General features: G+C 35.1%; 23 protein-coding genes and 2 tRNA genes. 14 read left to right on the forward strand and 11 right to left on the reverse strand.

Annotated elements, in window-relative coordinates; translation table 11 throughout:
- Window positions 1-188: 188 nt before the first annotated feature.
- Both AB674_RS04240 and AB674_RS04245 read left to right on the forward strand, forming a co-directional pair.
- On the forward strand, window positions 189-1,010 hold the full coding sequence (locus AB674_RS04240; RefSeq protein WP_047774159.1) for a hypothetical protein: 822 nt from the start codon (window positions 189-191) through the stop codon (window positions 1,008-1,010).
- Between the two features lie 135 nt (window positions 1,011-1,145).
- Window positions 1,146-1,862, forward strand: coding sequence for a DUF4369 domain-containing protein (locus tag AB674_RS04245; RefSeq protein ID WP_047774162.1), 717 nt, complete (start codon window positions 1,146-1,148; stop codon window positions 1,860-1,862).
- Window positions 1,863-2,315: 453 nt separating this feature from the next.
- On the opposite strand, the gene AB674_RS04250 is transcribed toward AB674_RS04245, so the two are convergent.
- From AB674_RS04250 to idi, 7 genes are all read right to left on the reverse strand, one after another.
- Window positions 2,316-2,389, reverse strand: a tRNA-Thr gene (locus AB674_RS04250).
- A 943-nt stretch (window positions 2,390-3,332) separates the two neighbouring features.
- Window positions 3,333-3,406 (reverse strand) — tRNA-Thr (locus AB674_RS04255).
- Between the two features lie 78 nt (window positions 3,407-3,484).
- On the reverse strand, window positions 3,485-3,751 hold the full coding sequence (locus tag AB674_RS04260) for a hypothetical protein (RefSeq protein WP_047774164.1): 267 nt from the start codon (window positions 3,749-3,751) through the stop codon (window positions 3,485-3,487).
- A 56-nt stretch (window positions 3,752-3,807) separates the two neighbouring features.
- Window positions 3,808-4,776 (reverse strand): type I phosphomannose isomerase catalytic subunit, encoded by a 969-nt coding sequence (locus tag AB674_RS04265; protein ID WP_047774166.1) that lies wholly within the window; start codon window positions 4,774-4,776, stop codon window positions 3,808-3,810.
- Window positions 4,777-4,821: 45 nt separating this feature from the next.
- Window positions 4,822-5,280 (reverse strand): peroxiredoxin, encoded by a 459-nt coding sequence (locus tag AB674_RS04270; RefSeq protein WP_047774167.1) that lies wholly within the window; start codon window positions 5,278-5,280, stop codon window positions 4,822-4,824.
- 1 nt (window position 5,281) lies between these two features.
- Window positions 5,282-5,695 (reverse strand): 6-carboxytetrahydropterin synthase, encoded by a 414-nt coding sequence (locus AB674_RS04275; protein WP_047774169.1) that lies wholly within the window; start codon window positions 5,693-5,695, stop codon window positions 5,282-5,284.
- Between the two features lie 22 nt (window positions 5,696-5,717).
- Window positions 5,718-6,245, reverse strand: a complete 528-nt coding sequence (gene idi / locus AB674_RS04280; RefSeq protein WP_047774171.1) for an isopentenyl-diphosphate Delta-isomerase — start codon at window positions 6,243-6,245, stop codon at window positions 5,718-5,720.
- A 286-nt stretch (window positions 6,246-6,531) separates the two neighbouring features.
- On the opposite strand from idi, the gene msrB reads away from it, so the two are divergent.
- The 4 genes from msrB to AB674_RS04300 all read left to right on the forward strand — a co-directional run bounded on the left by msrB (window position 6,532) and on the right by AB674_RS04300 (window position 10,669).
- Entirely contained in the window at window positions 6,532-7,095 is a 564-nt protein-coding gene (msrB, locus tag AB674_RS04285; protein ID WP_047774173.1) for a peptide-methionine (R)-S-oxide reductase MsrB, read from the forward strand.
- A 6-nt stretch (window positions 7,096-7,101) separates the two neighbouring features.
- Window positions 7,102-7,719 (forward strand): peptide-methionine (S)-S-oxide reductase MsrA, encoded by a 618-nt coding sequence (gene msrA, locus AB674_RS04290; RefSeq protein ID WP_047774174.1) that lies wholly within the window; start codon window positions 7,102-7,104, stop codon window positions 7,717-7,719.
- Between the two features lie 207 nt (window positions 7,720-7,926).
- The gene (locus AB674_RS04295; protein WP_047774176.1) at window positions 7,927-9,342 is read left to right on the forward strand and encodes an aminopeptidase P N-terminal domain-containing protein; all 1,416 of its coding nucleotides are present in this window, start codon (window positions 7,927-7,929) and stop codon (window positions 9,340-9,342) included.
- Between the two features lie 367 nt (window positions 9,343-9,709).
- On the forward strand, window positions 9,710-10,669 hold the full coding sequence (locus AB674_RS04300; RefSeq protein ID WP_047774177.1) for a quinone oxidoreductase family protein: 960 nt from the start codon (window positions 9,710-9,712) through the stop codon (window positions 10,667-10,669).
- A 235-nt stretch (window positions 10,670-10,904) separates the two neighbouring features.
- Here AB674_RS04300 and AB674_RS04305 read toward each other — a convergent pair whose 3' ends face one another.
- Window positions 10,905-12,464: an NAD(P)/FAD-dependent oxidoreductase gene (locus AB674_RS04305; protein ID WP_047774179.1), complete on the reverse strand. Its 1,560-nt coding sequence runs from the start codon at window positions 12,462-12,464 to the stop codon at window positions 10,905-10,907.
- A gap of 150 nt (window positions 12,465-12,614) precedes the next feature.
- Between AB674_RS04305 and AB674_RS04310 the strand changes: the two genes are divergently transcribed.
- Window positions 12,615-12,854: a hypothetical protein gene (locus AB674_RS04310; RefSeq protein WP_047774181.1), complete on the forward strand. Its 240-nt coding sequence runs from the start codon at window positions 12,615-12,617 to the stop codon at window positions 12,852-12,854.
- A 483-nt stretch (window positions 12,855-13,337) separates the two neighbouring features.
- Entirely contained in the window at window positions 13,338-13,850 is a 513-nt protein-coding gene (locus AB674_RS04315) for an isoprenylcysteine carboxyl methyltransferase family protein (protein WP_047774183.1), read from the forward strand.
- A 139-nt stretch (window positions 13,851-13,989) separates the two neighbouring features.
- On the opposite strand, the gene recQ is transcribed toward AB674_RS04315, so the two are convergent.
- A complete protein-coding gene (recQ, locus tag AB674_RS04320) occupies window positions 13,990-16,185 on the reverse strand; it encodes a DNA helicase RecQ (protein WP_047774185.1) in 2,196 nt (731 codons plus the stop codon).
- Window positions 16,186-16,271: 86 nt separating this feature from the next.
- On the opposite strand from recQ, the gene AB674_RS04325 reads away from it, so the two are divergent.
- The 4 genes from AB674_RS04325 (at window position 16,272) to lptB (ending at window position 19,373) form a co-directional block, all read left to right on the forward strand.
- Window positions 16,272-17,237, forward strand: a complete 966-nt coding sequence (locus AB674_RS04325; protein WP_047774466.1) for an SIS domain-containing protein — start codon at window positions 16,272-16,274, stop codon at window positions 17,235-17,237.
- Window positions 17,237-18,052, forward strand: a complete 816-nt coding sequence (gene tatC / locus AB674_RS04330) for a twin-arginine translocase subunit TatC (RefSeq protein ID WP_047774187.1) — start codon at window positions 17,237-17,239, stop codon at window positions 18,050-18,052. The genes AB674_RS04325 and tatC overlap by 1 nt, the downstream gene beginning before the upstream one ends.
- A complete protein-coding gene (locus tag AB674_RS04335) occupies window positions 18,045-18,395 on the forward strand; it encodes a carboxymuconolactone decarboxylase family protein (RefSeq protein WP_047774189.1) in 351 nt (116 codons plus the stop codon). Before tatC ends, AB674_RS04335 begins: the two co-directional genes overlap by 8 nt.
- 237 nt (window positions 18,396-18,632) lie before the next feature.
- The gene (gene lptB, locus AB674_RS04340; RefSeq protein ID WP_026982881.1) at window positions 18,633-19,373 is read left to right on the forward strand and encodes an LPS export ABC transporter ATP-binding protein; all 741 of its coding nucleotides are present in this window, start codon (window positions 18,633-18,635) and stop codon (window positions 19,371-19,373) included.
- A 74-nt stretch (window positions 19,374-19,447) separates the two neighbouring features.
- Here lptB and AB674_RS04345 read toward each other — a convergent pair whose 3' ends face one another.
- On the reverse strand, window positions 19,448-20,302 hold the full coding sequence (locus AB674_RS04345) for a glycoside hydrolase family 25 protein (RefSeq protein WP_047774192.1): 855 nt from the start codon (window positions 20,300-20,302) through the stop codon (window positions 19,448-19,450).
- A gap of 14 nt (window positions 20,303-20,316) precedes the next feature.
- The gene (locus AB674_RS04350) at window positions 20,317-21,027 is read right to left on the reverse strand and encodes a CDP-alcohol phosphatidyltransferase family protein (protein ID WP_047774194.1); all 711 of its coding nucleotides are present in this window, start codon (window positions 21,025-21,027) and stop codon (window positions 20,317-20,319) included.
- A gap of 276 nt (window positions 21,028-21,303) precedes the next feature.
- On the opposite strand from AB674_RS04350, the gene AB674_RS04355 reads away from it, so the two are divergent.
- Together AB674_RS04355 and AB674_RS04360 are read left to right on the forward strand one after the other, a co-directional pair.
- A complete protein-coding gene (locus tag AB674_RS04355) occupies window positions 21,304-22,287 on the forward strand; it encodes a PorV/PorQ family protein (RefSeq protein WP_047774468.1) in 984 nt (327 codons plus the stop codon).
- A gap of 37 nt (window positions 22,288-22,324) precedes the next feature.
- The gene (locus AB674_RS04360; RefSeq protein ID WP_047774195.1) at window positions 22,325-23,461 is read left to right on the forward strand and encodes a DUF4105 domain-containing protein; all 1,137 of its coding nucleotides are present in this window, start codon (window positions 22,325-22,327) and stop codon (window positions 23,459-23,461) included.

Consider the following 23,461-nt stretch of genomic DNA (forward strand, 5'->3'; position numbering starts at 1 on the left):
AGTCTCAGTCTCAGCTCACATTTTACATCCCCCAGTCACAATTTAAACCTAAGACCAAAAACTCAGAACCTCAGCACCTTTAAAAAAAACCTCCCTACAAACTCAGATTCAAAAAATTTCTGACAACCGAAACCTTTTTTTATTATTTTTGAGCGCCCACTATTATCTAACACTTAACAAATACCACTATGAAAAAAAGTTTTTTTCTATCGCTAACTTTTTGTGCAACAGCACTATTCTACGTTTCTTGCGGAAATGACGACAATGAAATCGTCAATCAAACTGACAACTCAGCTATTAAAGCTTCTGTCTTAATTGATGCCGTTAACGAAATGGACCTTAAAACCGGATTGCTTGTAACCACAAATAACGGCACATCAAAATCAGCTGAAACAGCACCCGGGATTTGCGGTACTATTACGGTTGAAAAACCAACTGCCGAAAATTATCCAAAAATATTCACCGTAGATTACGGAACAGGCTGTGCCACGGATCAAATCACAAGAAAAGGAAAACTAAAAATCACACTTACCGGACCAGTTACTACAACCGGAAGTAAAATGACAATCGAAAGAATTGATTATTTTATTAACAAACTAAAACTGGAAGGCACTATTGAGTATGTGAATACCACAACAGAACAGACAATCCCAAAATGGACCCGAAAAGTTCTTAATGGAAAATTGACCGATTCAGACGGACGAGTGTACTTAAATACCGGAACCTATTCAATACGACAAACAGAGGGAGTTTTGACACCAACCTTAACTGATAATGTTTATGAAATGACCGAAGGAACGCACACTGTAACTTCAGACAAAGATGCCACATTAACTTTGACAGTTCAGGAAACTTTAATTAAAAAGTATTCTTGTGAATTTATTTCAAAAGGAAAATTAAAAATCCAGGGCGGTTATTTAAACGGAGTTGTAGATTACGGAAACAATGACTGCAACAGCGCTTATACCTACACTCATGAAAATGGCAATACCTATAATTTGACTATGTAACTGATTCATTTTTACAAAAATAAGCACATCCCAATTTAGAAATAGATTGGGATTTTTATTTTTAACAAAAATTAAACCCTTACTTCTCCACATTCAAACTATTTTCTTTATTTTGCAGCAAAATCTAAAAAACCAATGAAAAAATCAATTATTGCCTTTGTTACACTTGCCCTATTGGCATCTTGCAGCAAAAAAGAAACTACTGACGGTTTACATCTTACCGGAAACATAAAAGGATTAAAAAACGGAACTTTATATATTCAAAGAGTAGCAGATACTTCCCTGGTTGCGATTGACTCTATCAAAATAGACGGAAATTCAACTTTTGAAAAAGACATCAAATTAGAATCTCCGGAAATGCTTTATTTATTCCTGGATCGCGGTGTGACAAACTCTTTGGACAATAATATTTTATTTTTCGCAGAACCGGGAAATCTTAACATCGAAACCAACTTAGACAACTTTATATACGCTGCTAAAATTACCGGATCTAAAAATCAGGAATTATATGAAGAGTATAAAAAAATAAACTCCCGTTTTAATGACGAAAACCTTTCTATGGTTGAGTCAAAATTTAAAGCGTTAAAAAGACAAGATCAAAAAGCGGTTGACAGTATTGACGCAAAACAACAGTCCAATATCAAAAGAAAATATTTATTCGCTACAAACTTTGCCATCAACCACAAAGATCACGAAATAGCGCCTTATATTGCGTTAGCTGAGATTTACGATATCAACGTTAAATTCCTGGATACGATACAAAAATCAATGACTCCAAAAGTAGCACAATCTCTTTATGGCAAAAAACTAACAAAGTACGTTAGCGAAATCAAAAAACAGGAACAAAAGTAATTTTATCTTTTTCCATAAAAAAAATGCCTTGTAAAATTTTACAAGGCATTTTTTTTATGTGGAAATCTGCAATTACAAAAGAATATATTGCCGAATAGAAATCACAAACCTATTTACGCTATCATTTGTTTTTGTTTTGCCACAGATTAAAAGATTAAAATGACTAGACAATCTGTGCGAATCTCTTTAATCTGTGGCAAGAAAAATAACCATCAGGTACAAAAATCCAGAATTAACCAAAAATATATTTAAACCCTATAAGTGATGTAAGTTCATATGATTTTAAACTCTTTCTCTTTAATGAACTTATAACACTTATAGGGTTATAATTCTTATTCCCCCACAACTTCTGGGCTTGGTCCAAAAATAATACGTCTATTTTTTTGAGTAAAAAAGCCCAAAAGTTCAGCGCAAAAAAAAAACCATCACAAAAGTGATGGTTAATTTATGTTGAGCCGGCGGAGGGACTCGAACCCACGACCTGCTGATTACAAATCAGCTGCTCTAGCCAACTGAGCTACGCTGGCGACTCATTACGGGTGCAAATATAGTACGGTTTTTCGTTTTTCCAAAATAAATTTTAACTCTGAGCAATCTTTTTTTTAAGCACTGCAAACACTGAACTGAAAATGAGATTTTTAAACCCTAAAAAAACTTTCTCTTTTTATAAAAATTTCTTCAATTTAGCCCTAAATACCTAGACTTTTGATTAGAATCACTGTTCATTTCTCTCTGGATGTCACTCTCTTTTGTCAGCAAAACAGGATTGAAAGCTAAAATAAAAGTTTTCTGCAGTTCTTTCAATTTCGACAAAGGAGAAATCACACAAGAAATTCCGCTTAGAAAATCGCCAATCTTTGTCGAATATCGGATGTGATTTCTCCTTCGTCGAAAGGACAAACTGAAGGCGTATTGCGCAAACGTGTGTATGTATGCTAAACAAACTAAATTTTCACATTCCATTTTTTGCTGCTGTACAGCTTTTGGACCTGATCCAACTTTTACATCTGATTCAAATCATTTCCCGCAAAGACGCAGAGTCGCTAAGTTAAAAAATTAGAACAAAAACTTAGCGACTCTGCGTCTTCGCGAGATTTTCTGCAGTTCTGTCATTTCGAGGTACGAGAAATCACACAAGAAATTCCGCATAGAAAATCGCCAATCTTTGTCGAATATCGGATGTGATTTCTCCTTCGTCGAAAGGACAAGCTGAGGCGTATTGTGCAAACAGGGACTGTGTTTTTTAGATAAACTAAATCTCCACATTCCTTTTTTACTGCTGTACAGCTTTTGGACTAGATCCAACTTTTACATCTGATCCATTATTTCTCGCAAAGACGCAGAGTCGATAAGTTAAAAAATTAGAACAAAAACTTAGCGACTCTGCGACTTTGCAAGATTTTGGCATTCATCCCTTTAAGTTTAGAGCAAAAAAAAACCATCACAAAAGTGATGGTTAATTTTACGTTGAGCCGGCGGAGGGACTCGAACCCACGACCTGCTGATTACAAATCAGCTGCTCTAGCCAACTGAGCTACGCTGGCGACTCATTACGGGTGCAAAGATAAGGTGGATTTTCGTTTTTCCAAAATAAATTTGCACTTTTTTATACTTTTTTTTGCTTACAATTCGTTGATTTTAGCAATCAATTGATTAGCAGTTTGTTCCAATTCAACATTGATTTGTTTGAAGTGTGCTTTTTTGTTTTCAACATCTTTTGCGTTCACTTTAGTGATCAAAGTATCGAAAGCAGCAATAGCTTCGTCGATCAAAGCATTCGTTTCCGGAGTTGGATTTCCTGTCGTAGACATTTCGAATAAGTAAATCGCTTCAATAATATCACCTAATACGAAATTGATGTCTTTCTTTAAATTTTTAACGTTTGCCATTTTATTTTAATTTTAATTTGCGTCTGCAAAAGTACATATAATCTTTTTATTACGAGCTATGAAATGTAAATTTCTAAAATTGAAGCTTTTCCGGTCAACATAAATGCATTTATCGCAGCAGGAACCAAAACAGTATCTCCTTTTATATAAGACTGTTTAAAACCATCGTATTCTATTTCGAAACTTCCTTCCACACACATATATACCGTAAAAGTCTGGCCTGATTTAGAAACAGCCACTTTATCTTCTAACGGAATAAAATTGGTCGTAAAATAAGGACAATCTACTACAACATTAGAAGTGTTTGTTTTAGTCTCGTATTTCTTTTGTGTATCTACCTTATTGTAGTTAATAGCATCAAGTGCCAAATCTACATGAAGTTCTCTTGTATTTCCTTGCGCATCTTTACGGTCAAAGTCGTACAAACGGTACGTGATATCTGAAGTCTGCTGGATTTCTGCCACTACTAAACCGGCACCAATCGCATGAACAGTCCCCGTTTCTAAAAAGAAAACATCTCCCGTTTTTGCTTTTACATCATCTAAAATCGAAACTAAGGTTTTATCGTTTAGATGTTTTAAATACTCTTCTTTTCCTGAATCTTCTTTAAAACCAACAATAATTCTGGCATCTGTATCCGCCTGCAATACATACCACATTTCGGTTTTGCCAAAAGAATTATGACGCTCTTTTGCCAAAGTATCATTAGGATGTACTTGTATTGAAAGGTCCTCACGAGCATCTAAATATTTAAAAAGCAACGGAAATTGTTTTCCAAAACGTTCGTAAACTTTTGTTCCTAAAATTTCGTTTGGAGTTTCATCAATAAGTTCCATTAATGATTTTCCTTTCAAAGCTCCATTGGCAACCACACTCACATCACCTTCTACAGTCGATAATTCCCAACTCTCGCCGGTAATTTTGGAAACAATTGATTTATTAAGGATTGTTTTTAATTTTTCTCCTCCCCAGATTCTTTCTTTTAAAATAGGGGAAAATTGCAGAGGGTACATTTTTGAATTCATGTTTTTTTAAGAGGCGATTATTTTTGTTAACGAACTATAGTTTCTTTATAGTACTAATTCTTTAATGGTTGCTAAGGCTTTAGGAATATGCTTGGAAGCATTCATGCTATCGAAAATCAGAATAACAACTCCATTCCGATCGATAACATACGTCACTCTTCCCGGTAAAAGACCAAATAAATTATCCCGGACACCAAAAAGATGTCTCAATTTTTTATCCTGATCTGACAACAGTATAAACGGCAACTGATGTTTATTCGCGAATTTATGATGTGATTTGACACTATCACTGCTTATTCCGATAACCTCAGCTCCAAGATCTTTAAAATCTTCATATTGATCTCTAAAACTGCAGGCTTCGGTGGTACAACCCGGTGTATTGTCTTTTGGGTAAAAATAAACCACAAGTGGCTTTCGACCCAAAACACTTTGGCTTTCAAAAACTTCACCATGATTGTCCTTTGCAGTAAAATTCGGAACTATATCTCCTATTTTTAATGACATTTTATTTTTCTCCTTTATAGGTTACAAAATTACGTTCTGTTTCATTCAAAACGATTTCCAGGTCAAAATCGGGTTGAATTCTTTTTCTGATTTTATTCCATATCACAACGGCAATATTTTCAGCAGTTGGATTCAAATCCTGAAATTCGGGAACATCCAGATTCAGGTTTTTGTGATCAAACGGAATTTCTACTTCTTCGAGTATGATATCCGCTAATACTTTCACATCTATTACAAAACCGGTTTCCGGGTCAATTTTTCCTGTTACGCTTACTGTTAAACCATAATTATGACCATGGAAATTAGGATTATTACATTTTCCAAAAACAGCATTGTTTTTTTCCAATGTCCAATCTTTCCTGTGCAATCGATGTGCAGCATTAAAATGCGCTTTTCTTGATATGGTTACTCTCATTTAGGTTTTTGGTTTGGTATCATTAAATCTTATGGTCTTCTAAATAGTGATAAAATTCATCGAAAATTATCTTAAACCAGACGGTATAAATTTCCGGATGTTTTTCAATATCCTCTTTTACGTCTTCTATTTTCATCCATTTCCAATCTTCAACTTCATCCGTATTAATGGCCGGATCCTCATTATAATAGCCAATCATAACATGATCTAATTCATGTTCGGTCAAACCATTATCAAAAGGAGCTTTGTATATAAAATGAAATAATTCTTTTAATTCTGCTTTAAAGCCCATCTCTTCAAATAATCTTCGGCTTCCTGCTGCAACATTTGTCTCCCCTTCACGCTGATGACTGCAACATGTATTGGTCCATAACAAAGGTGAGTGATATTTTTGATGCGCACGTTGCTGTAACATTATTTCATTCTTATTATTTAAAATAAAAACAGAGAAAGCACGATGCAAAAGAGCCTTTTCATGTGCTTCTAATTTTGGCATTAAGCCAATTTGCTCATCATTTTGATTGACTAATATTACGTTTTCTTCTATCATAGGGCGTTTTGTACAAACAAAAATACGAAAAAAGAAATGGCTTGAAAATCTCAGAAAAGATTGTGAAAAGTTTAACGAGCTAAAAATTTTACAACACACTAATTTCCAAAACATTGTATTTGATAATTTTATAAAAAACCTTTAAAAATAAGCCTTAAAACTAAAAACAGCTCCTTTACGTAAATACTAAAACGTTAAATCATACTTAAAAAAAACGCAATTGTAAAGTGTACGACATTTCAAAACCTACTCTGGTCGTAACTTTGAACTACAAAAATAAAGTCTCATGAAAACCACAAAAACAAAAACCCAATTTTTCAGCCTTTGCTTTTTAATTCCGCTGTTTATTTTTCAGGCGTGCGGACAAAACACCAAAAAAACAACTTCAAAAACGGTCAGCATGGAAAATAAAATCAGCAAACCGGGGAATCCCTATTATTCGAACACAGACACTGCCAAACTGAATGTCAGTAACGCCGAATGGAAAAAAGTACTTCCCGAAGATGTCTATGCTGTAATGCGCGAAGCCGATACCGAGCGTCCTTTTACCGGAAAATACTGGAAGAGCGACGAAAAAGGAACGTATTATTGCGCCTCCTGCGGAAATAAACTTTTCAGATCTACTGCTAAATTTTCAAGCAGTTGCGGATGGCCGAGCTTTTTTGAACAGGACAACAAAAAAAGTGTGGTTTACAAAACAGATAATTCTCTGGGAATGGAAAGAACCGAAGCACTTTGCGGCAGATGCGGAGGCCACTTAGGCCACTTGTTTGATGACGGCCCGGAACCAACCGGAAAACGATATTGCATGAATTCGATCGCACTTGATTTTATCCCAGACTCTAAATAAAAAACGATGAAAAATATATTTTTAACATGCGTCCTCGCATTATCACTAAACAGCTTTGCCCAGAATACCGCAACAAAAAAGGTTTCAAATCTTGAGACCATTACGCTTGGTGGCGGTTGCTACTGGTGTGTTGAGGCGGTTTACGAAAATCTAAATGGTGTAAAATCTGTTGTTTCAGGTTTCTCCGGAGGTAAAGTTTCTAATCCAAGTTATGAAGAAGTATGCTCGGGAACTACCGGCCATGCCGAAGTCGTTCAGATTACTTACGACAAAACCGTTACGGACATCAACGAAATTTTTAAAGTGTTCTTTACCGTACATGATCCAACGACATTAAACAGACAAGGAGCAGATGTAGGTACTCAATATCGTTCTGTGATTTTTTACAACAATCCACAACAGAAAGCCGCAGCAGAAAGTATTATTGCACAGCTAAACAAAGCAAAAGTATACAGCAGTCCGATAGTTACAAAAATTGAACCTTTTACTAAGTTCTATAAGGCCGAAGATTATCATCAGAACTATTATGCAAACAACAAAAATCAACCGTATTGCAAAATGGTAATTCAACCCAAAATAGAGAAATTTGAAAAAGTCTTCAAAGACCAACTCAAAAAGAAATAATTGTTAATTCAGAAAGTAACCGCTCCTTTTTAGGGGCGGTTATTTTTTTGCTGCGAATTGCATGAATTTTTTTTATCAAAATGAGAATCCATTTTTATTCGTGATAATTCGTACAATTCGTGGCAACTCCTTTTTTTCAAAATCAAATCTTTTTTTTTGTAATTTGCGTTGCTTAAAAACTAATATCATCAACCAAAATCACTACAAATGAAGCATTTAATTCTGTTTTTTTTATCCCTCCTGACAACGGTCCAGGTTTTTTCTCAGAAAAATTTACCAACTGATTACCTCACCAAAGAGTTTCACAAGGGGCGTCGCGAAGCTTTTAGAGCATTGATGCCTGATAATTCTGTAGCTGTAATTTTCTCTTATCCGGAAAGAGTATTTTCAAGAGATATAAATTATATTTTTCATCAAAATCCCGATATGTATTACCTAAGCGGATACAAAGAACCTGATGCTGTTTTATTGATTTTTAAAGAAGCTCAAGGTACCGCCGAAACATACAATGAAGTCATTTTTGTCAGAGAAAAAGACGCTACAAAAGAAATGTGGACAGGAAGGCGCCTGGGGGCTGACGGTACAAAATCTCAACTGGGAATTGCGAAAACTTTTAACGGAAAAGATTTCAAAAATTTTGATATCGATTTTAAAAGATTCAAAACACTAATATACGACAAAATCCCCACCGACATTGGCAATAACAAAAGCGGTAATGATCTTTTTGGCTTATTTGAAACTTTCAAAACCAAAGCCGGAATCACAAAAGAAGATGTTGTTTCTTTAGATCTTTTTAGAACTATTACAAGTACACTTCGTGAAATAAAAACACCGGAAGAACTGGTATTAATGCGTAAATCTGTTCAACTTTCCTGCGTTGCCCATAACGAAGTAATGAAAGCTGTAGGACCGGATATGAGCGAAAACGAAGCAGAAGGAATTCACACTTACATTCACCGCAGATATGGTGCAGAAGCGGAAGGCTATTCCCCAATTGTAGGTGCCGGAGCAAATGGATGCATCTTGCATTACTCAGAAAACAACAGTACTAAAATGGAAAACCAACTGCTTTTAATGGATGTTGGATCCGAATATCATGGTTATTCTGCTGATGTTACCAGAACCATTCCGGCTAATGGCAAATTTTCAGAAGAACAAAAAGCAATTTACCAATTGGTTTATGATGCCCAAGAGGCAGTTTTTGCCATTTGCAAAGAAGGAACTCCACTTGTAGACCTGAACAATACCGCTAAAGAAGTTCTTGCAAAGGGATTATTAAAATTAGGAATCATCAACGACCTAAAAGACGTCAATCTTTACTACCCGCATGGATGCTCTCACTTTCTTGGTCTGGACGTTCATGACAAAGGAAATTTTAAAGGCCCGGAAACGCTTTTAAAAGAAAATATGATTCTTACTGTTGAGCCAGGGATTTATATTAGTCCAAACAGCAAATGTGACAAAAAATGGTGGAATATTGGTGTTCGTATTGAAGATGATATTTTAATCAAAAAAAATACTTACGAAAACTTATCTATTGATTCTCCAAGAAAATGGGATGAGATTGAAGCTTTAGCCAAACAAAAAAGCACTTTTAATGACATGGTGTTTCCTAAAATATAGTATATAACTCATTTTTTTTTTGCCACAGATTTAAAGGATTAGAATGATTTCTTTTTCGCCACGAATTACACTAATTTTCGCGAATTGTGCCTATGTTGTTGGGGTTAAGTCTTCCTACTCCTTTAATCTTTCGCAATGTCTCTCTACCAATAATTTTAAAACTTAATTCGTGGCAATTCGCGGCAAAATAGCAAAAAACAAGGTTAAGTTAAAAAATCTTTACAATCCTTCTAATCAATGATTGTAAAAAAACATAAATCAAACCTCGACTAAATTTAGTCGAGGTTTTTTTGTGCAGTTTTATGAAAAGCTTTTCAATCTTCAATTGGATTTTTCCTTTCTTTGTATTCCTAAAAAACAATTATAAATGAAAGCACTTACCTTTTCATCTTTCGGAGATTCAACTGTTTTAGAGTACATTGAGATTCCAAACCCACAATTAAAAAGTGATGAAATTTTAGTCGAAATGAAAGCTATCGGACTAAACTTCGCCGATGTTTACAGACGAAAAGGAAATTATCATTTAAAAGGAAATCCTCCTTTTATTGCAGGCTACGAAGGTGCAGGAATTGTTGTTGATGCTAATAATAATTCGGAATATAAAGTCGGAGATCGTGTTGCCTTCGCAGACGTTCCTTTTGCCAATGCAGAATTGGTAGCTGTAAACACCAATCATATCCTTCCTTTACCGGAAGCCATTTCTTTTGAAACTGCTGCCTCTATACTATTACAAGGTTTAACTGCGCAATATTTAGCGACAGACAGTCATAAAACAGTAAAAGGCGAAACGGTTTTAATTCATGCCGTTGCTGGTGGTGTTGGTCAGTTTTTAACTCAAATCAGCAAACTTTTAGGCGCGAATGTTATCGGCTTAACTTCTTCTGCAGAAAAAGCAAAAGTAGCTCTTGAACAAGGTGCAGATCATGTGTTTTTATATAATCAAGATTGGAAATCGGATCTTTTCAAGGTTATTCCGAACGGGGTAGATGTTGTTTACGACAGTATCGGCAGCACTTTGACCGAAAGTTTTGAAGTCACTAAAGAATGTGGACAAGTCGTTTTCTTCGGAATGGCGGGTGGCGATCCTGAACCTGTAAATCCGAGAATGTTGATGGACACTTCAAAAACATTAACCGGCGGCGATCTATGGAGCTATTTGAACTCTAAAGAAGAAAGAATCAAAAGAGCCAATCAATTATTTAATTGGATTATTGAAGGCAAAATTACGCTTTCAACACCAACTTCGTTCAAACTATCAGAAGGAAAACTGGCTCACGATTATTTAGAAAGCCGAAAAAGTACCGGGAAAATAATATTGATTCCTTGATTTTTTTTGCCACGAATTACACCAATTTTCGCTAATTTTTTATCTAAAGATTTAAATTATAATTCGTGTAATTCGTGGCTAACTTATTTCTACAACCATCCCGTTAAGTGTAATTAATTTTAACACATAGAGACATAGTTAATAAAGCTTAAAAAAGACGTTTCACTTTAAATAAATCACGAAAGACTATTCAAAAAAAATTAGCGTAATTCGTGTAATTCGTGGCAAACCTATTTTATTTCAAAGTCTCGGCAATCATCAAAGCGCATTTTTCGCCGTCAATTGCTGCTGATATGATTCCACCGGCGTAACCTGCTCCTTCTCCGCATGGATACAAACCTTTTATTTGCAAATGTTCGTAGGTAATAGGGTCTCTTGGAATACGAACCGGAGACGAAGTTCTGCTTTCCGGTGCGTGTAAAATAGCCTCATTGGTCAAATATCCTCGCATTGATTTTCCGAATTCTTTAAAACCTTCACGTAATATCTGTGATAAGAATCCAGGAAAAACCTGTCTCATTTCTACCGAAGTTGTTCCCGGAACATAGGATGTTTTCGGAATGTCTGCTGACACTTTATTTTGTGTAAAATCAATCATTCGCTGTGCAGGTACTTTTTGAGTTTCTCCTGCCAAGTGCCACGCTTTTTTCTCGATACTTTTCTGAAATTCCATTCCGGCTAAAGCACCAAATTTTGCAAAGGGCTTGAAATCTTCCAATTTCAATTCGATTACAATTCCTGAATTTGCAGTCACCTGATCCCTTTTAGAAGGCGACCAACCGTTGGTAACCACTTCTCCCGGACTTGTTGCACAAGGCGCGATAACACCTCCCGGACACATACAGAACGAATACATTCCACGTCCGTTAACCTGTTTCACTATTGAATACGGTGCCGGAGGTAAATGCTCGCCACGATAATCACAGCTGTATTGAATACTGTCTATTAATTCTTGTGAATGTTCTGCACGAACTCCCAAAGCAAAAGGTTTTGCTTCTATAAAGATTTTCTTTTTGTCCAATAATTCAAAAATATCCCTTGCGGAATGGCCCGTCGCTAAGATTAATTTACTGGCAAGAATCGTATCTCCATTTTGAGTTACAATTCCTTCTACTTCATTATTTTTAACTAAAATATCTGTTACTCGGGTATCAAATAAAACCTGACCACCAAATTCGATGATTTTTTTTCGGATGTCTTCGATGATTTTCGGTAATTTATTGGTCCCGATATGTGGATGTGCTTCTACCAAAATATCATCAGAGGCTCCAAAAGCAACTAGCAATTCTAATATCCTGGTTACATCACCACGTTTCTTAGAACGCGTATACAATTTCCCATCGGAATAGGTTCCTGCTCCTCCTTCACCAAAACAATAATTGGAATCTTCGTTAACCAAATGATCTACATTTATAGCTTTCAAGTCACGTCGGCGTCCACGAACGTCTTTTCCACGTTCGATTAGAATGGGCTTCAAACCTAATTCAATTAACTGCAATGCAGCAAAAAGTCCTGCCGGTCCTGCCCCGACTACAATTACTTCCTGAGCTTTAGAAACATCTTTATATATAGGTAATTCTATTTTGGTTTCCTGAAAAGGCTCACCCGCCATATAAATCAGCACTTTTAAATTGATTTTAATCGCTTTCTGACGTGCGTCTATGGATCGCTTCAAAATAGAAACATGTTGAATTTCTTTAGGCGAAACCTTTATTTGTTTAGACAAATAGTCACGTAACAACAATTCATTTGCTGCAATTTCGGGCGTTACCTGAAGTAAAAGTTCTCTTGGCATTGTATTTTATTTATTCTATTAGCTTTTCTTTTTATGAAAAGAACATGCAAAAGTACTATTTTTGAACCGAAACTAGTTATTTAATCTAAAATCCATTTTCGAAAGAGACTTTGTACCTTTGCCTCTTTGAAACTTCGCACCTAAAAAATCATGTCCAGAAAAATAAAACTGATTTGGGATTTTCGTGGCCCCGCTTCTGCAAAAACAGCCGAACACCACGAAATTCATTTAAAAGAATATATCGCCATAGAAAAACTTCCGTTAAATATCACGGGTTATAAAATCATAAATGACATGCAGGCAATTGCTTTTATGGTAGTTACTGACGAGCATATGATTGCTGTTAGAGATGCTTTGAAACCGCATCGGGGGGAAGTCTACGTGGAGTAAAATTCCAATATTTTAAAATTCCAAATTCCAATGTTGGGGCGGTCTTAAAACTGGGAAATCTATGTAGAATAAAATTCCAAATTTTTGAAATTCCAAATTCCAATTGTGGGGCGTTTTTTTTAATTAGAGCATCCTAATTTCTTTTGGAAAGTTAATGAGATTTGGATTTACTAGCGTAAAATTCCAATACTTTGAAATTCTAAAATCCAATGTTGGGGATTTTTTGCAATCTAATTCTTGGCTTGCTACAAATAAATTTAGATTACATTTCTACTATTAATTTATTCTACACAGCTATAAAGAAACAGCTTATATTTATTTAAAAATATTTAAATTCACTTGTCTCAATTTTTACTTTAGTAATGACAGGCATTGAGTCAATTGACTAAACTGTAGCAACTGTAAACCTTTAAATTTTACAATAGGGAGGTCTAAATAATCCTCAAATTCAACTGGTTATTTAGCTTAAAAAATCACAAAAAAATGAGCACCGTATTATATCTTTTTTCAATATTTTTATTTGCAAGAGTCGTATCTCTGTTTATATCAATCCTTAATGAGAGAAGAATTAAAAAGCTTGGTGCAAAACAATATGGAAAATTTAACTCTTTCCTTCTTTCCCTATGCCATATTGCTTTTTATTTATCCTGTTTCTATGAGACTTATACCAGTCAAGCACAATTTGATCGCAATAGTCAGATCGGTTTGGGTTTATTACTCTTTTCGTATCTAATCCTTTTTTATATCATTTATGAATTAAGAGCAGTTTGGACCGTAAAAATATACATTCTCCCTAATCATAAAATTTTGCGATCCTTTTTATTCAGAACGGTAAGACATCCTAATTATTTTTTGAACATAATTCCAGAACTTATTGGTGCCGTTTTACTCTGTAGCGCTTGGAATACCATGAAGTATGTATTACCTGTATATCTGATAATCTTATTTATTAGAATTATTCAGGAAGAAAAAGCAATGAAGACTATTGTTTTATAAAATCTATTTAGAATAAAATTCCAATATTTTAAATTCCAAATTCCAATGTTGGAGAGATTTTTTAAACGAAAAAATCCAAATTCCATTCACTTTTCAGTTGGAATTTGGATTTTCTATTTTGGAATTTAAAATTCAACTCCTAGTTCGCTACTTCGCTAATAAATTTTATTCGCATTAAACGCAATTCATCAATATCGTAATCACCGTCGAATTCCTTAAGAGCATCTTCGATTTTGTCTGATTCTGATTCCATGAAATAATCGTGAATTTCTTCTTGCTGATCGTCATCCAGCATATCGTCTACCCAATATTTGATGTTCAATTTTGTTCCGGCATATACAATTTGCTCCATTTCTTTAATCAGAGCATCCATGGTCAAGCCTTTTGCGGAAGCGATATCGTTTAATGATAGTTTTCGGTCAATATTCTGAATGATGTACAACTTATTGGCAGAATTGACTCCGGTAGATTTCACTACTAAGTCATCGGGACGAATGATATCGTTATCTTCTACATAACGATTGATCAAGGTAATAAAGTCACTACCGTATTTTTTTGCTTTCCCTTCACCAACTCCATGAATGTTGTACAACTCCGTTAAGCTAATTGGGTATTTTAAAGCCATATCTTCCAGCGAAGGATCCTGAAAAACAACAAAAGGAGGAACTCCCAGTTTCTTGGCTACTTTTTTTCGTAGTTCACGCAACATCCCCATCAAAACTTCATCGGCAGTACCGGATGATTTAGAGGCGGTTACTATTGCTTCGTCTTCAGATTCATTATACTCATGATCTTCCGACATCATAAACGAAACTGGTTTTTTAATATAATCCAATCCGCTTTTGGTAATTTTTATAATTCCGTAGGTTTCAATATCCTTAGACAAATATCCCATTACGAGAACCTGTCTTAGCAGGGCCATCCAATATTTCTCGTCATGATCGGCTCCCGATCCGAAGAAGGCTTGTGCATCTGTTTTATGTGCTTTAATTACGGCATTGACACGTCCAATTAAAGTAAAAACAATTTCTTTTGATTTATAAATATGTTTGGTATCCCGGACAATTTCCAACAATTTAACAACCTGTTCTTTTGCTTCGATACGGGTTTTAGGATTACGAACATTGTCGTCCATGTCTGCTCCTTCTCCATTTTCACCGTCAAATTCTTCACCGAAATAATGCAAGAGAAATTTTCTGCGTGACATTGAAGTTTCAGCATAGGCCACTACTTCCTGTAATAAAGCAAAACCGATTTCTTGTTCTGCAACCGGTTTTCCGGACATAAACTTCTCAAGTTTTTCTACATCTTTATAGGAGTAGTATGCCAAACAATGTCCTTCTCCGCCATCACGTCCGGCACGTCCGGTTTCCTGATAATAACTTTCTAATGATTTTGGAATGTCATGGTGAATAACAAAACGAACGTCCGGTTTGTCAATTCCCATTCCGAAAGCGATTGTTGCTACGACCACATCTACATCTTCCATCAAAAACATATCCTGATGTTTGGCTCTTGTTTTCGCATCTAAACCTGCGTGATACGGAACAGCACTAATGCCATTTACTTGTAAAACTTCGGCTACTGACTCTACTTTTTTGCGGCTCAGACAATAAATAATTCCTGACTTCCCTTTATGTTGTTTGATAAACCGAATAATATCCGATTCTATGTTTTTTGTTTTTGTACGAACTTCGTAGTATAAATTAGGTCTGTTGAATGATGCTTTAAAAGTATTGGCATCAGACATTTCAAGATTCTTCAGGATATCTTCCTGAACTTTTGGCGTTGCGGTAGCCGTAAGACCTATAATAGGCACTTTACCCAATTGTTTGATAATATTTTTCAGATTTCGGTATTCCGGTCTGAAATCATGACCCCATTCTGAAATACAATGCGCTTCATCAATGGCAACAAATGAAATGGGCACACTTTGCAAAAACGCCACATATTCTTCTTTTGTCAAAGATTCCGGTGCGACATACAATAGCTTGGTCAATCCAGAAGTAATGTCTTTTTTGACCTGTGTGATTTCTGTTTTAGTGAGCGAGGAGTTTAATACGTGCGCAATTCCGTTTTCCGAAGAAAGACTTCGAATCGCGTCGACCTGATTTTTCATCAGAGCAATTAAAGGAGAAACAACGATAGCCGTTCCCTCCTGAATTAAAGCGGGTAATTGATAACAAAGAGACTTTCCACCACCAGTAGGCATAATCACAAAAGTATTCTTTTTACCGAGGATACTTGTAATGACTTGCTCCTGCAAGCCTTTAAATTGGCTAAACCCGAAATACTTCTTTAATTCTTTGTGTATTTCAATTTCGTTTGAATTCATTCTTTATATTAATGGTATTTTGTATAAATTTGCAACACATAAAGATACAACTTTCTTTTACACATACAAATTTTAAATATTCTGTTTTGATCACAAAAGAAAATATATTAGCAATAGCAAAAAAAACCATACTATCTGAAAGTGAAGCAATTACAAAGCTAATTGATTTTCTCGACGAAAATTTCTACGAAGCAACCCAACGCATATACGAAACTAAAGGCCGACTAATCGTTACAGGCATCGGAAAAAGCGCGATCATTGCTCAAAAAATGGTGGCCACTTTTAACTCCACAGGTACGCCATCAATGTTCTTACACGCCTCAGAAGCGATTCACGGCGACTTAGGAATGATTCAAAAAGAAGACATTATTATTTGCATTTCGAAAAGTGGGAATAGTCCTGAAATAAAAGTTTTAGTTCCGTTATTAAAACGTTTCGGAAACATTTTAATCGGAATTACGGGAAACATAACCTCTTTTTTAGCAAAAGGTTCTGATTATGTTTTGAATACTACGGTTGACATGGAAGCTTGCCCTATCAATTTGGCACCAACAAACAGCACCACGGCACAACTTGTCATGGGAGATGCTCTTGCGGTTTGCCTAATGGAAATGCGCGACTTTAAACCCGAAGATTTTGCAGTATACCATCCAGGTGGTGCTCTAGGAAAAAAACTATTACTTCGCGTAAAAGATATGATTGAGCATTCACTAAAACCAATGGTCACACCTGATACCTCAGTTAAAAAGGTTATATTTGAAATATCTGAAAAGAGATTAGGAGTAACGGCAGTAATAGAAAACGATAAAATAATCGGGATTATTACGGACGGAGATATCAGAAGAATGCTGAACGACCGCGATACATTTGCCGAATTAACCGCTAAAGATATTATGACTAAAAACCCAAAGTTAGTATCCTCCGATACGATGGCAGTAGATGCTTTAAATATTTTAGAAGATTTTTCGATAACGCAATTGATTGTTTCAGATAATGGAACTTATAAAGGTGTTTTACATTTACATGATATTTTAAAAGAAGGAATCGTATAATGGCAAAGAAAAATCTTAACGAAATGTCGTTTTTAGATCATCTTGAAGAATTAAGATGGTTATTAGTAAGAAGTACTATAGCAGTAGTTGTAATGGGGATTGTGACTTACTTTGTGAGTGACTATTTATTCGACAGTGTTCTTTTAGGGCCTACCCGACCAACCTTTTTTACCTACCAATACTTTTGTCAATTATCACATCAATTGGGTTTTGCTGAAAGCATCTGTATTACGGAATTGAATTTCATTATTCAGAACACCGAAATGGAAGGCCAGGTAAACATCTTTGTATGGATGTGTCTTCTGGCTGGTTTTGTACTAAGTTTCCCTTACATCTTATGGGAACTTTGGAAATTTATCAGTCCGGCATTGTACGAGAAAGAAAGAAAAAATGCTAAAGTTTTTATTTTCACCTCTTCCTTACTTTTCTTTTTAGGCGTATTGTTTGGCTATTATGTGGTTATCCCAATGTCAGTCAATTTCGTGGCTACATTCTCGGTGAGTGATGTCGTAAAAAATCAATTTACCTTAGATTCTTATATGGGAATGGTTAAAACAAGTATACTTGCGAGTGGATTGTTTTTTGAATTACCGATCTTAATTTATTTCCTAACGAAATTAGGTTTAGTTACCCCTGATTTTTTAAGAAAATATTGGAAATATGCTGTAATTATCATTTTGATTGTTGCCGCAATTGTAACTCCGCCGGATGTGGTTAGCCAGACAATTGTTGCCATACCAATGTTACTTATTTATGAAGTAAGTATCCTTATATCCCGAATTGTTTATCGAAATAAAATGAAAGAAAATGTCTGATATTATTCAAGAATTTAACGACTACCGTTCTAAAATGAACGAGAAACTGCTTGCAGATAACAACAAAATTGTAAAAAGAATTTTTAACCTTGATACCAACGCATACGCTCCGGGAGCTCTTGATGTAAAAACGAAAGAGTTATTAGGATTAGTTGCGTCAGCTGTTTTACGTTGTGATGATTGTGTAAAATACCACTTAGAAACCAGCTATAAAGAAGGAATTACAAAAGAAGAAATGATGGAAGCAATGGGAATCGCAACGTTAGTTGGAGGAACAATTGTAATCCCTCATTTAAGAAGAGCTTATGAATTCTGGGAAGCACTTGAAGAGAGCGGCAAATAGAAAACGATAATTAGAAAATATGCTAATTAGATCATGAGATAATTTTATAAATGGTCTAATTATGTACTTTTAGCATATACTTTCGATAATTTCAAAAATGCAATAATTTGTTAATTGATTTATCTGATTGATTATTTTGTTTTTATTTTGTCCTTTCAAATCAAATTTTTAAAATAGATTGAGCTAGTTTTTAGAATTACCTCGCGATCTAATTTTCACATTATCTAATTAAAAAAAATGAAGCTAAGAGCCGATAATTTAATCAAAACTTACAAAGGCCGAAGTGTTGTTAAAGGAATTTCCGTTGAAGTTAATCAAGGGGAAATTGTTGGACTTCTGGGACCAAATGGTGCCGGAAAAACAACCTCTTTTTACATGATTGTCGGGTTGGTAAAACCAAATCAGGGCAATATTTATCTGGACGACCTGAACATTACCGATTATCCGATGTACAAGCGTGCACAGCAGGGAATTGGTTATTTGGCACAGGAAGCCTCAGTTTTTAGAAAATTAAGTATTGAGGATAACATTCTAAGTGTTTTACAATTGACTAAACTTTCTAAAGAAGAGCAAATTGCAAAAATGGAAAGTTTAATTGAAGAATTTAGTCTGGAACACATTCGTACCAACCGAGGGGACTTACTTTCGGGAGGGGAACGTCGTCGTACAGAAATCGCGCGCGCACTGGCAACAGATCCTAAGTTTATTCTGCTGGATGAACCCTTTGCAGGTGTTGACCCGGTTGCCGTTGAAGATATTCAAAGAATCGTAGCGCAATTAAAAAATAAAAATATCGGAATCCTAATCACCGATCACAACGTACAAGAAACCTTGGCCATCACCGATAAAACGTACTTAATGTTTGAAGGAGGAATCCTAAAAGCCGGAATACCCGAAGAACTGGTAGAAGATGAAATGGTTCGCCGTGTTTATCTCGGACAAAACTTCGAGTTACGTAAGAAGAAGCTGGAGTTTTAATTTAGTATTCAGTCGCAGTCACTGAATACTGAGACTGAATACTGAATACTGAGACTGTAAACCGAGACTAAAAACTAATCCACTGTAATAAACTGCAATTGTTGTAAGTCTCCATTATAGATATTAACGTCAACTGTGGTTTTTATGCCCGGTACAGTTGCTTTCTCTGTAAATTGCCAGAAGAGCCAGTCTTCCTCTATTCTTTCACGGTAGAAATTATAATTGGCAATCCAAAACAAATACTCGCTGAATTCTTCTTTCAAAAAATCAGCATAATACCTTTCGCCACTATAAATAATCGGACGAACTTTATAATGTTCTTCTACTTTGAGCAACCAACGCCTCAAGCCTTTTTTCAGACTGTCCAGAGATTGGTTTTTAGGAAGTTTTTCGATGTCTAAAACCGGAGGCAAGTCGCCTTTCTCTAATTTTACGGTTTTAATAAAGAGATTTGCTTGTTCTATTGAATTTTCATTGGGACGATAGTAATGATAGGCTCCTCGGATCATTTTGTTTTCTTTGGCTCCGATCCAATTTCGTTTGAACTGGAAATCTTTTCTGTCTCGGCCGACAGTTGCTCTGATAAACACAAAATCTATCGGGTATTTTTGTTCTAAAGTATCTACGTAAGACCAGCTTATTTTTCCCTGGTATTCAGATACGTCCACACCAACTGATTTTCCTTCCCGTTTGGCCAGAACCTGAAAGTTCCGGACATCCGAAAGTCGTTTGTCCTCGGTTTCTTTTTCTGAAACCTTATGTGATTTAAACCCCAAATAGTAAGCCAATCCTCTGCGATAATGATAGGCCGCCGTCAGAAAAAGTCCAATAAAAGCAAAAATAGTCAGGTAACGAAATAATCTACCGATCGAAGAACCTGAATTTGATTTTCGATTGTTATTTGTCCTTTTGGCCGGTTTTCTTTTCATTCAATAAAAACTAACTACTTTTTCAAAAAAGTATTGTTTACCACTGATAGTAGTACATAAAAAAGTATAATTACCGGAATCGCACTATACTGAAGTAAAAATAACAGTACAAGACAAATTGACAAAAACACGATTTGAAGCGCGTTCTCTTTTAAGCTCATTTTCTTTACTTTTAAAGAAAACAATGGTATTTCGGCATTCATAATATAAGCACTACATAAAGCGATCACTAACAAAACCCATTGATTAGTCAAAATTTCCAGTACTATCAAAGAATCTGAAAATTTCAATACCAAAGGCAAACTCAAAATAAACAAAGCATTAGCGGGTGTTGGCAAACCAATGAAAGAATCTGTCTGACGTGTATCTATATTAAAATTAGCCAATCTGTAACAAGAACCTAATGTCACTATAAATCCTAAAAACGGAATAAAGGCATTTGTCCCTAAATCGTGTGCACTATTAGTAAACAGAGTAAACATAACGTAACCCGGCACAACTCCACTCGTCACCATATCGGCCAAAGAGTCTAATTGCAAGCCAAGCGGACTGGAAACTTTAAATAATCTGGCAAAAAAGCCATCGAAAAAATCAAAAAATATTCCTAAACAAACCATGTAAAAAGCCATTAGATAGTTGGCTTCTGAAACATAAACAACTGCTACGCAACCGCAGAAAAGATTGATTAATGTAATTAAATTAGGAATGTGTTTTTTAATATTCATCTGTACTAAATTTTGATAATAGTGAGCAACAAATTTAGTACAATAACTGCATCCAAAACACGTTTTTTAAGGAGTTTTTTGTCTAAAATTTTGAGTTTTGTAATATTTATCAAAATCAACAAATTAGATGATTAAAATATTATATTTTTGATAAAATTTAAAACAGACCCCGGTTTACAAAAAAAATATCCGTTGAAGAAACTTTTCGCGCTTTTACTATTTTGGAGCTCTACTATGCATTATTCACAAACGATTCGAAAATACTCGAATGAGTTTATGAATATCGGCGTTGACGCTGCTGCACTTGGGATGTCAAGCGCTGTTGTATCCTCTACAAATGATGTGAACTCCGTTTACTGGAATCCTGCCGGTTTGACTCATCTTGAAGATCACCAAATATCCTTAATGCACGCCAATTATTTTGCCAACATTGCGCAATACGATTATATTGGTTATGCGAGTCCGATTGATGACAGAAGTTCCTGGGGAATTTCGATGATTCGTTTTGGTGTTGATGATATTATGGACACGACCGAACTAATCGACAATCAGGGAAATATTGATTACAACCGAATACGCTTATTCTCAACAGCAGATTATGGTTTTACCTTTTCATACGCCCGAAAATTGCCTATAGAAGGATTTCAATATGGGGTAAATGCAAAAGTGATTCGTCGTATTATTGGAAAATTTGCGAACTCGTGGGGATTTGGTTTCGATTTTGGACTTCAGTTTGAAAGAAACGACTGGAAATTTGGTTTAATGCTGCGAGACATCACTACTACTTATAATGTCTGGAATATTGACGAGGAAGAATATAAAAAAATCTCAGACGCAATTCCGGGAGAGAATAATACCTTGCCCGAAAGTACCGAAATCACGTTGCCAAAAGCACAATTGGGCGTGTCCAGAAAAATAGATTTTCATTACGACTACAGCCTTTTAATTGCTACCAATCTTAATATGCGTTTTGAGCAAACACATGATATTATTTCCTCCAAAATTGTAAGCATCGATCCGGCAGTCGGTTTTGAATTCGGCTATACAGACTTGGTTTTCTTAAGAGCAGGAGCCGGAAATTTTCAGAATGTAACACAACTGGACAACACCGAAAAACTAAGTTTTCAACCGAATATAGGATTAGGATTTAAATATAAAGGTATTCAGGTAGATTATGCTTTGACCGATTTGGGTAACCAAAGTACTGCTTTGTACTCTAATATTTTTTCGATAAAAGTAGATTTAGGTATCTTTAGATAATAATTACAAACCTTTAAACTTCTTAAAATTTTAAATCATGAAGAAAGTCATTTTTAAAATAACGTTTTTTACTTTATTATTATTAAGTTCTACTATTGGTTTTAGCCAAAATGTACCCTTATCAAAAGAAGCTAAAGTAAGCGTTATTACTTGCGGTCTTGGCAACGAAACGTATTCTTATTTTGGACACACCGCCATTCGCGTTTCCGATCCTTTGACCAATATTGATGTTGTTTATAATTATGGTGCTTTTGATTTCAGCACTCCTAATTTTGTTGCAAAATTCACAAAAGGAGATTTACAGTATTTTGTTATTGCCCACTCCTATGCTGAATTTATTGACAACTATAACTATGAAAAACGAAGTGTTTACGAGCAGGAATTACTTATTTCGCAGGATTTAAAACAAAAACTTTTTGACAAACTAAATACAACACTGCTTTCTGAAGATCGTTTTTATACTTATAAATTTATTGATAAAAACTGCACTTCGATGGTTGTAGATGTAATCAATAACACTTTAGGAAAAAACACGATTACCAAAAAAGGCGACACTGATATCACATACAGATCTATACTGTATCCTTATTTTGACGGGCATTTTTATGAAAAGTTAGGAACGAGCATTATTTTCGGAACCAAAGTGGACCAATTGGGAACCCGCATCTTTTTACCGTTTGAATTGAAAAACAGTTTAGAAAAAACTACTTTTCAAAATCGTCCTTTGGCCAGTGCAAGTAAAACACTTTTGAGTTTTGAAAAAGAAACACCAACATCTTGGTGGAACAACATTTACACTTACCTTATTGTACTTGCCTTTGTAATTTTAGCACACAACAAAATAGTAGACAAAATCTATCTTTTAATTTTGTCGTTAATGGGAATCTTTTTTGTTTCTGTCGGATTTTATTCTTTTCATCTGGAATTATCGATGAATTATAATGTGCTTTTATTCAGTCCGCTGTTGTTGATTCTACTATTTCTTTCTATAATCAAAAACAAAAAATGGACTTATCGATTTACAGTTTTACATCTGCTTTTTCTAATCGTTTATACCATCTTCCTGATCAATAAAGCACATTTCTTTATTGTTTTGCCAATGATAATAACGAGTGGCTTTGTTTTAGTACGAGTAGCAATCCGAAACAAAAAACGAATTCCTATTATCATCTAA

This window comes from Flavobacterium sp. ABG (genome assembly GCF_001027725.1).
Classification (GTDB): domain Bacteria; phylum Bacteroidota; class Bacteroidia; order Flavobacteriales; family Flavobacteriaceae; genus Flavobacterium; species Flavobacterium cupriresistens.

Excerpts from the sequence above, each read along its gene's own strand:
- AB674_RS04315 (WP_047774183.1), top strand. The coding sequence starts at position 13,338 with ATGAGCACCGTATTATATCTTTTTTCAATATTTTTATTTGCAAGAGTC.
- tatC (WP_047774187.1), top strand. The coding sequence starts at position 17,237 with ATGGCAAAGAAAAATCTTAACGAAATGTCGTTTTTAGATCATCTTGAA.
- AB674_RS04270 (WP_047774167.1), bottom strand. The coding sequence starts at position 5,280 with ATGTCATTAAAAATAGGAGATATAGTTCCGAATTTTACTGCAAAGGAC.
- AB674_RS04260 (WP_047774164.1), bottom strand. The coding sequence starts at position 3,751 with ATGGCAAACGTTAAAAATTTAAAGAAAGACATCAATTTCGTATTAGGT.
- recQ (WP_047774185.1), bottom strand. The coding sequence starts at position 16,185 with ATGAATTCAAACGAAATTGAAATACACAAAGAATTAAAGAAGTATTTC.
- AB674_RS04305 (WP_047774179.1), bottom strand. The coding sequence starts at position 12,464 with ATGCCAAGAGAACTTTTACTTCAGGTAACGCCCGAAATTGCAGCAAAT.
- msrA (WP_047774174.1), top strand. The coding sequence starts at position 7,102 with ATGAAAAATATATTTTTAACATGCGTCCTCGCATTATCACTAAACAGC.
- AB674_RS04275 (WP_047774169.1), bottom strand. The coding sequence starts at position 5,695 with ATGAGAGTAACCATATCAAGAAAAGCGCATTTTAATGCTGCACATCGA.
- AB674_RS04355 (WP_047774468.1), top strand. The coding sequence starts at position 21,304 with ATGAATATCGGCGTTGACGCTGCTGCACTTGGGATGTCAAGCGCTGTT.
- AB674_RS04300 (WP_047774177.1), top strand. The coding sequence starts at position 9,710 with ATGAAAGCACTTACCTTTTCATCTTTCGGAGATTCAACTGTTTTAGAG.
- AB674_RS04345 (WP_047774192.1), bottom strand. The coding sequence starts at position 20,302 with ATGAAAAGAAAACCGGCCAAAAGGACAAATAACAATCGAAAATCAAAT.
- AB674_RS04335 (WP_047774189.1), top strand. The coding sequence starts at position 18,045 with ATGTCTGATATTATTCAAGAATTTAACGACTACCGTTCTAAAATGAAC.
- msrB (WP_047774173.1), top strand. The coding sequence starts at position 6,532 with ATGAAAACCACAAAAACAAAAACCCAATTTTTCAGCCTTTGCTTTTTA.
- AB674_RS04245 (WP_047774162.1), top strand. The coding sequence starts at position 1,146 with ATGAAAAAATCAATTATTGCCTTTGTTACACTTGCCCTATTGGCATCT.
- AB674_RS04295 (WP_047774176.1), top strand. The coding sequence starts at position 7,927 with ATGAAGCATTTAATTCTGTTTTTTTTATCCCTCCTGACAACGGTCCAG.
- lptB (WP_026982881.1), top strand. The coding sequence starts at position 18,633 with ATGAAGCTAAGAGCCGATAATTTAATCAAAACTTACAAAGGCCGAAGT.
- AB674_RS04240 (WP_047774159.1), top strand. The coding sequence starts at position 189 with ATGAAAAAAAGTTTTTTTCTATCGCTAACTTTTTGTGCAACAGCACTA.
- AB674_RS04265 (WP_047774166.1), bottom strand. The coding sequence starts at position 4,776 with ATGAATTCAAAAATGTACCCTCTGCAATTTTCCCCTATTTTAAAAGAA.
- idi (WP_047774171.1), bottom strand. The coding sequence starts at position 6,245 with ATGATAGAAGAAAACGTAATATTAGTCAATCAAAATGATGAGCAAATT.
- AB674_RS04310 (WP_047774181.1), top strand. The coding sequence starts at position 12,615 with ATGTCCAGAAAAATAAAACTGATTTGGGATTTTCGTGGCCCCGCTTCT.
- AB674_RS04360 (WP_047774195.1), top strand. The coding sequence starts at position 22,325 with ATGAAGAAAGTCATTTTTAAAATAACGTTTTTTACTTTATTATTATTA.
- AB674_RS04350 (WP_047774194.1), bottom strand. The coding sequence starts at position 21,027 with ATGAATATTAAAAAACACATTCCTAATTTAATTACATTAATCAATCTT.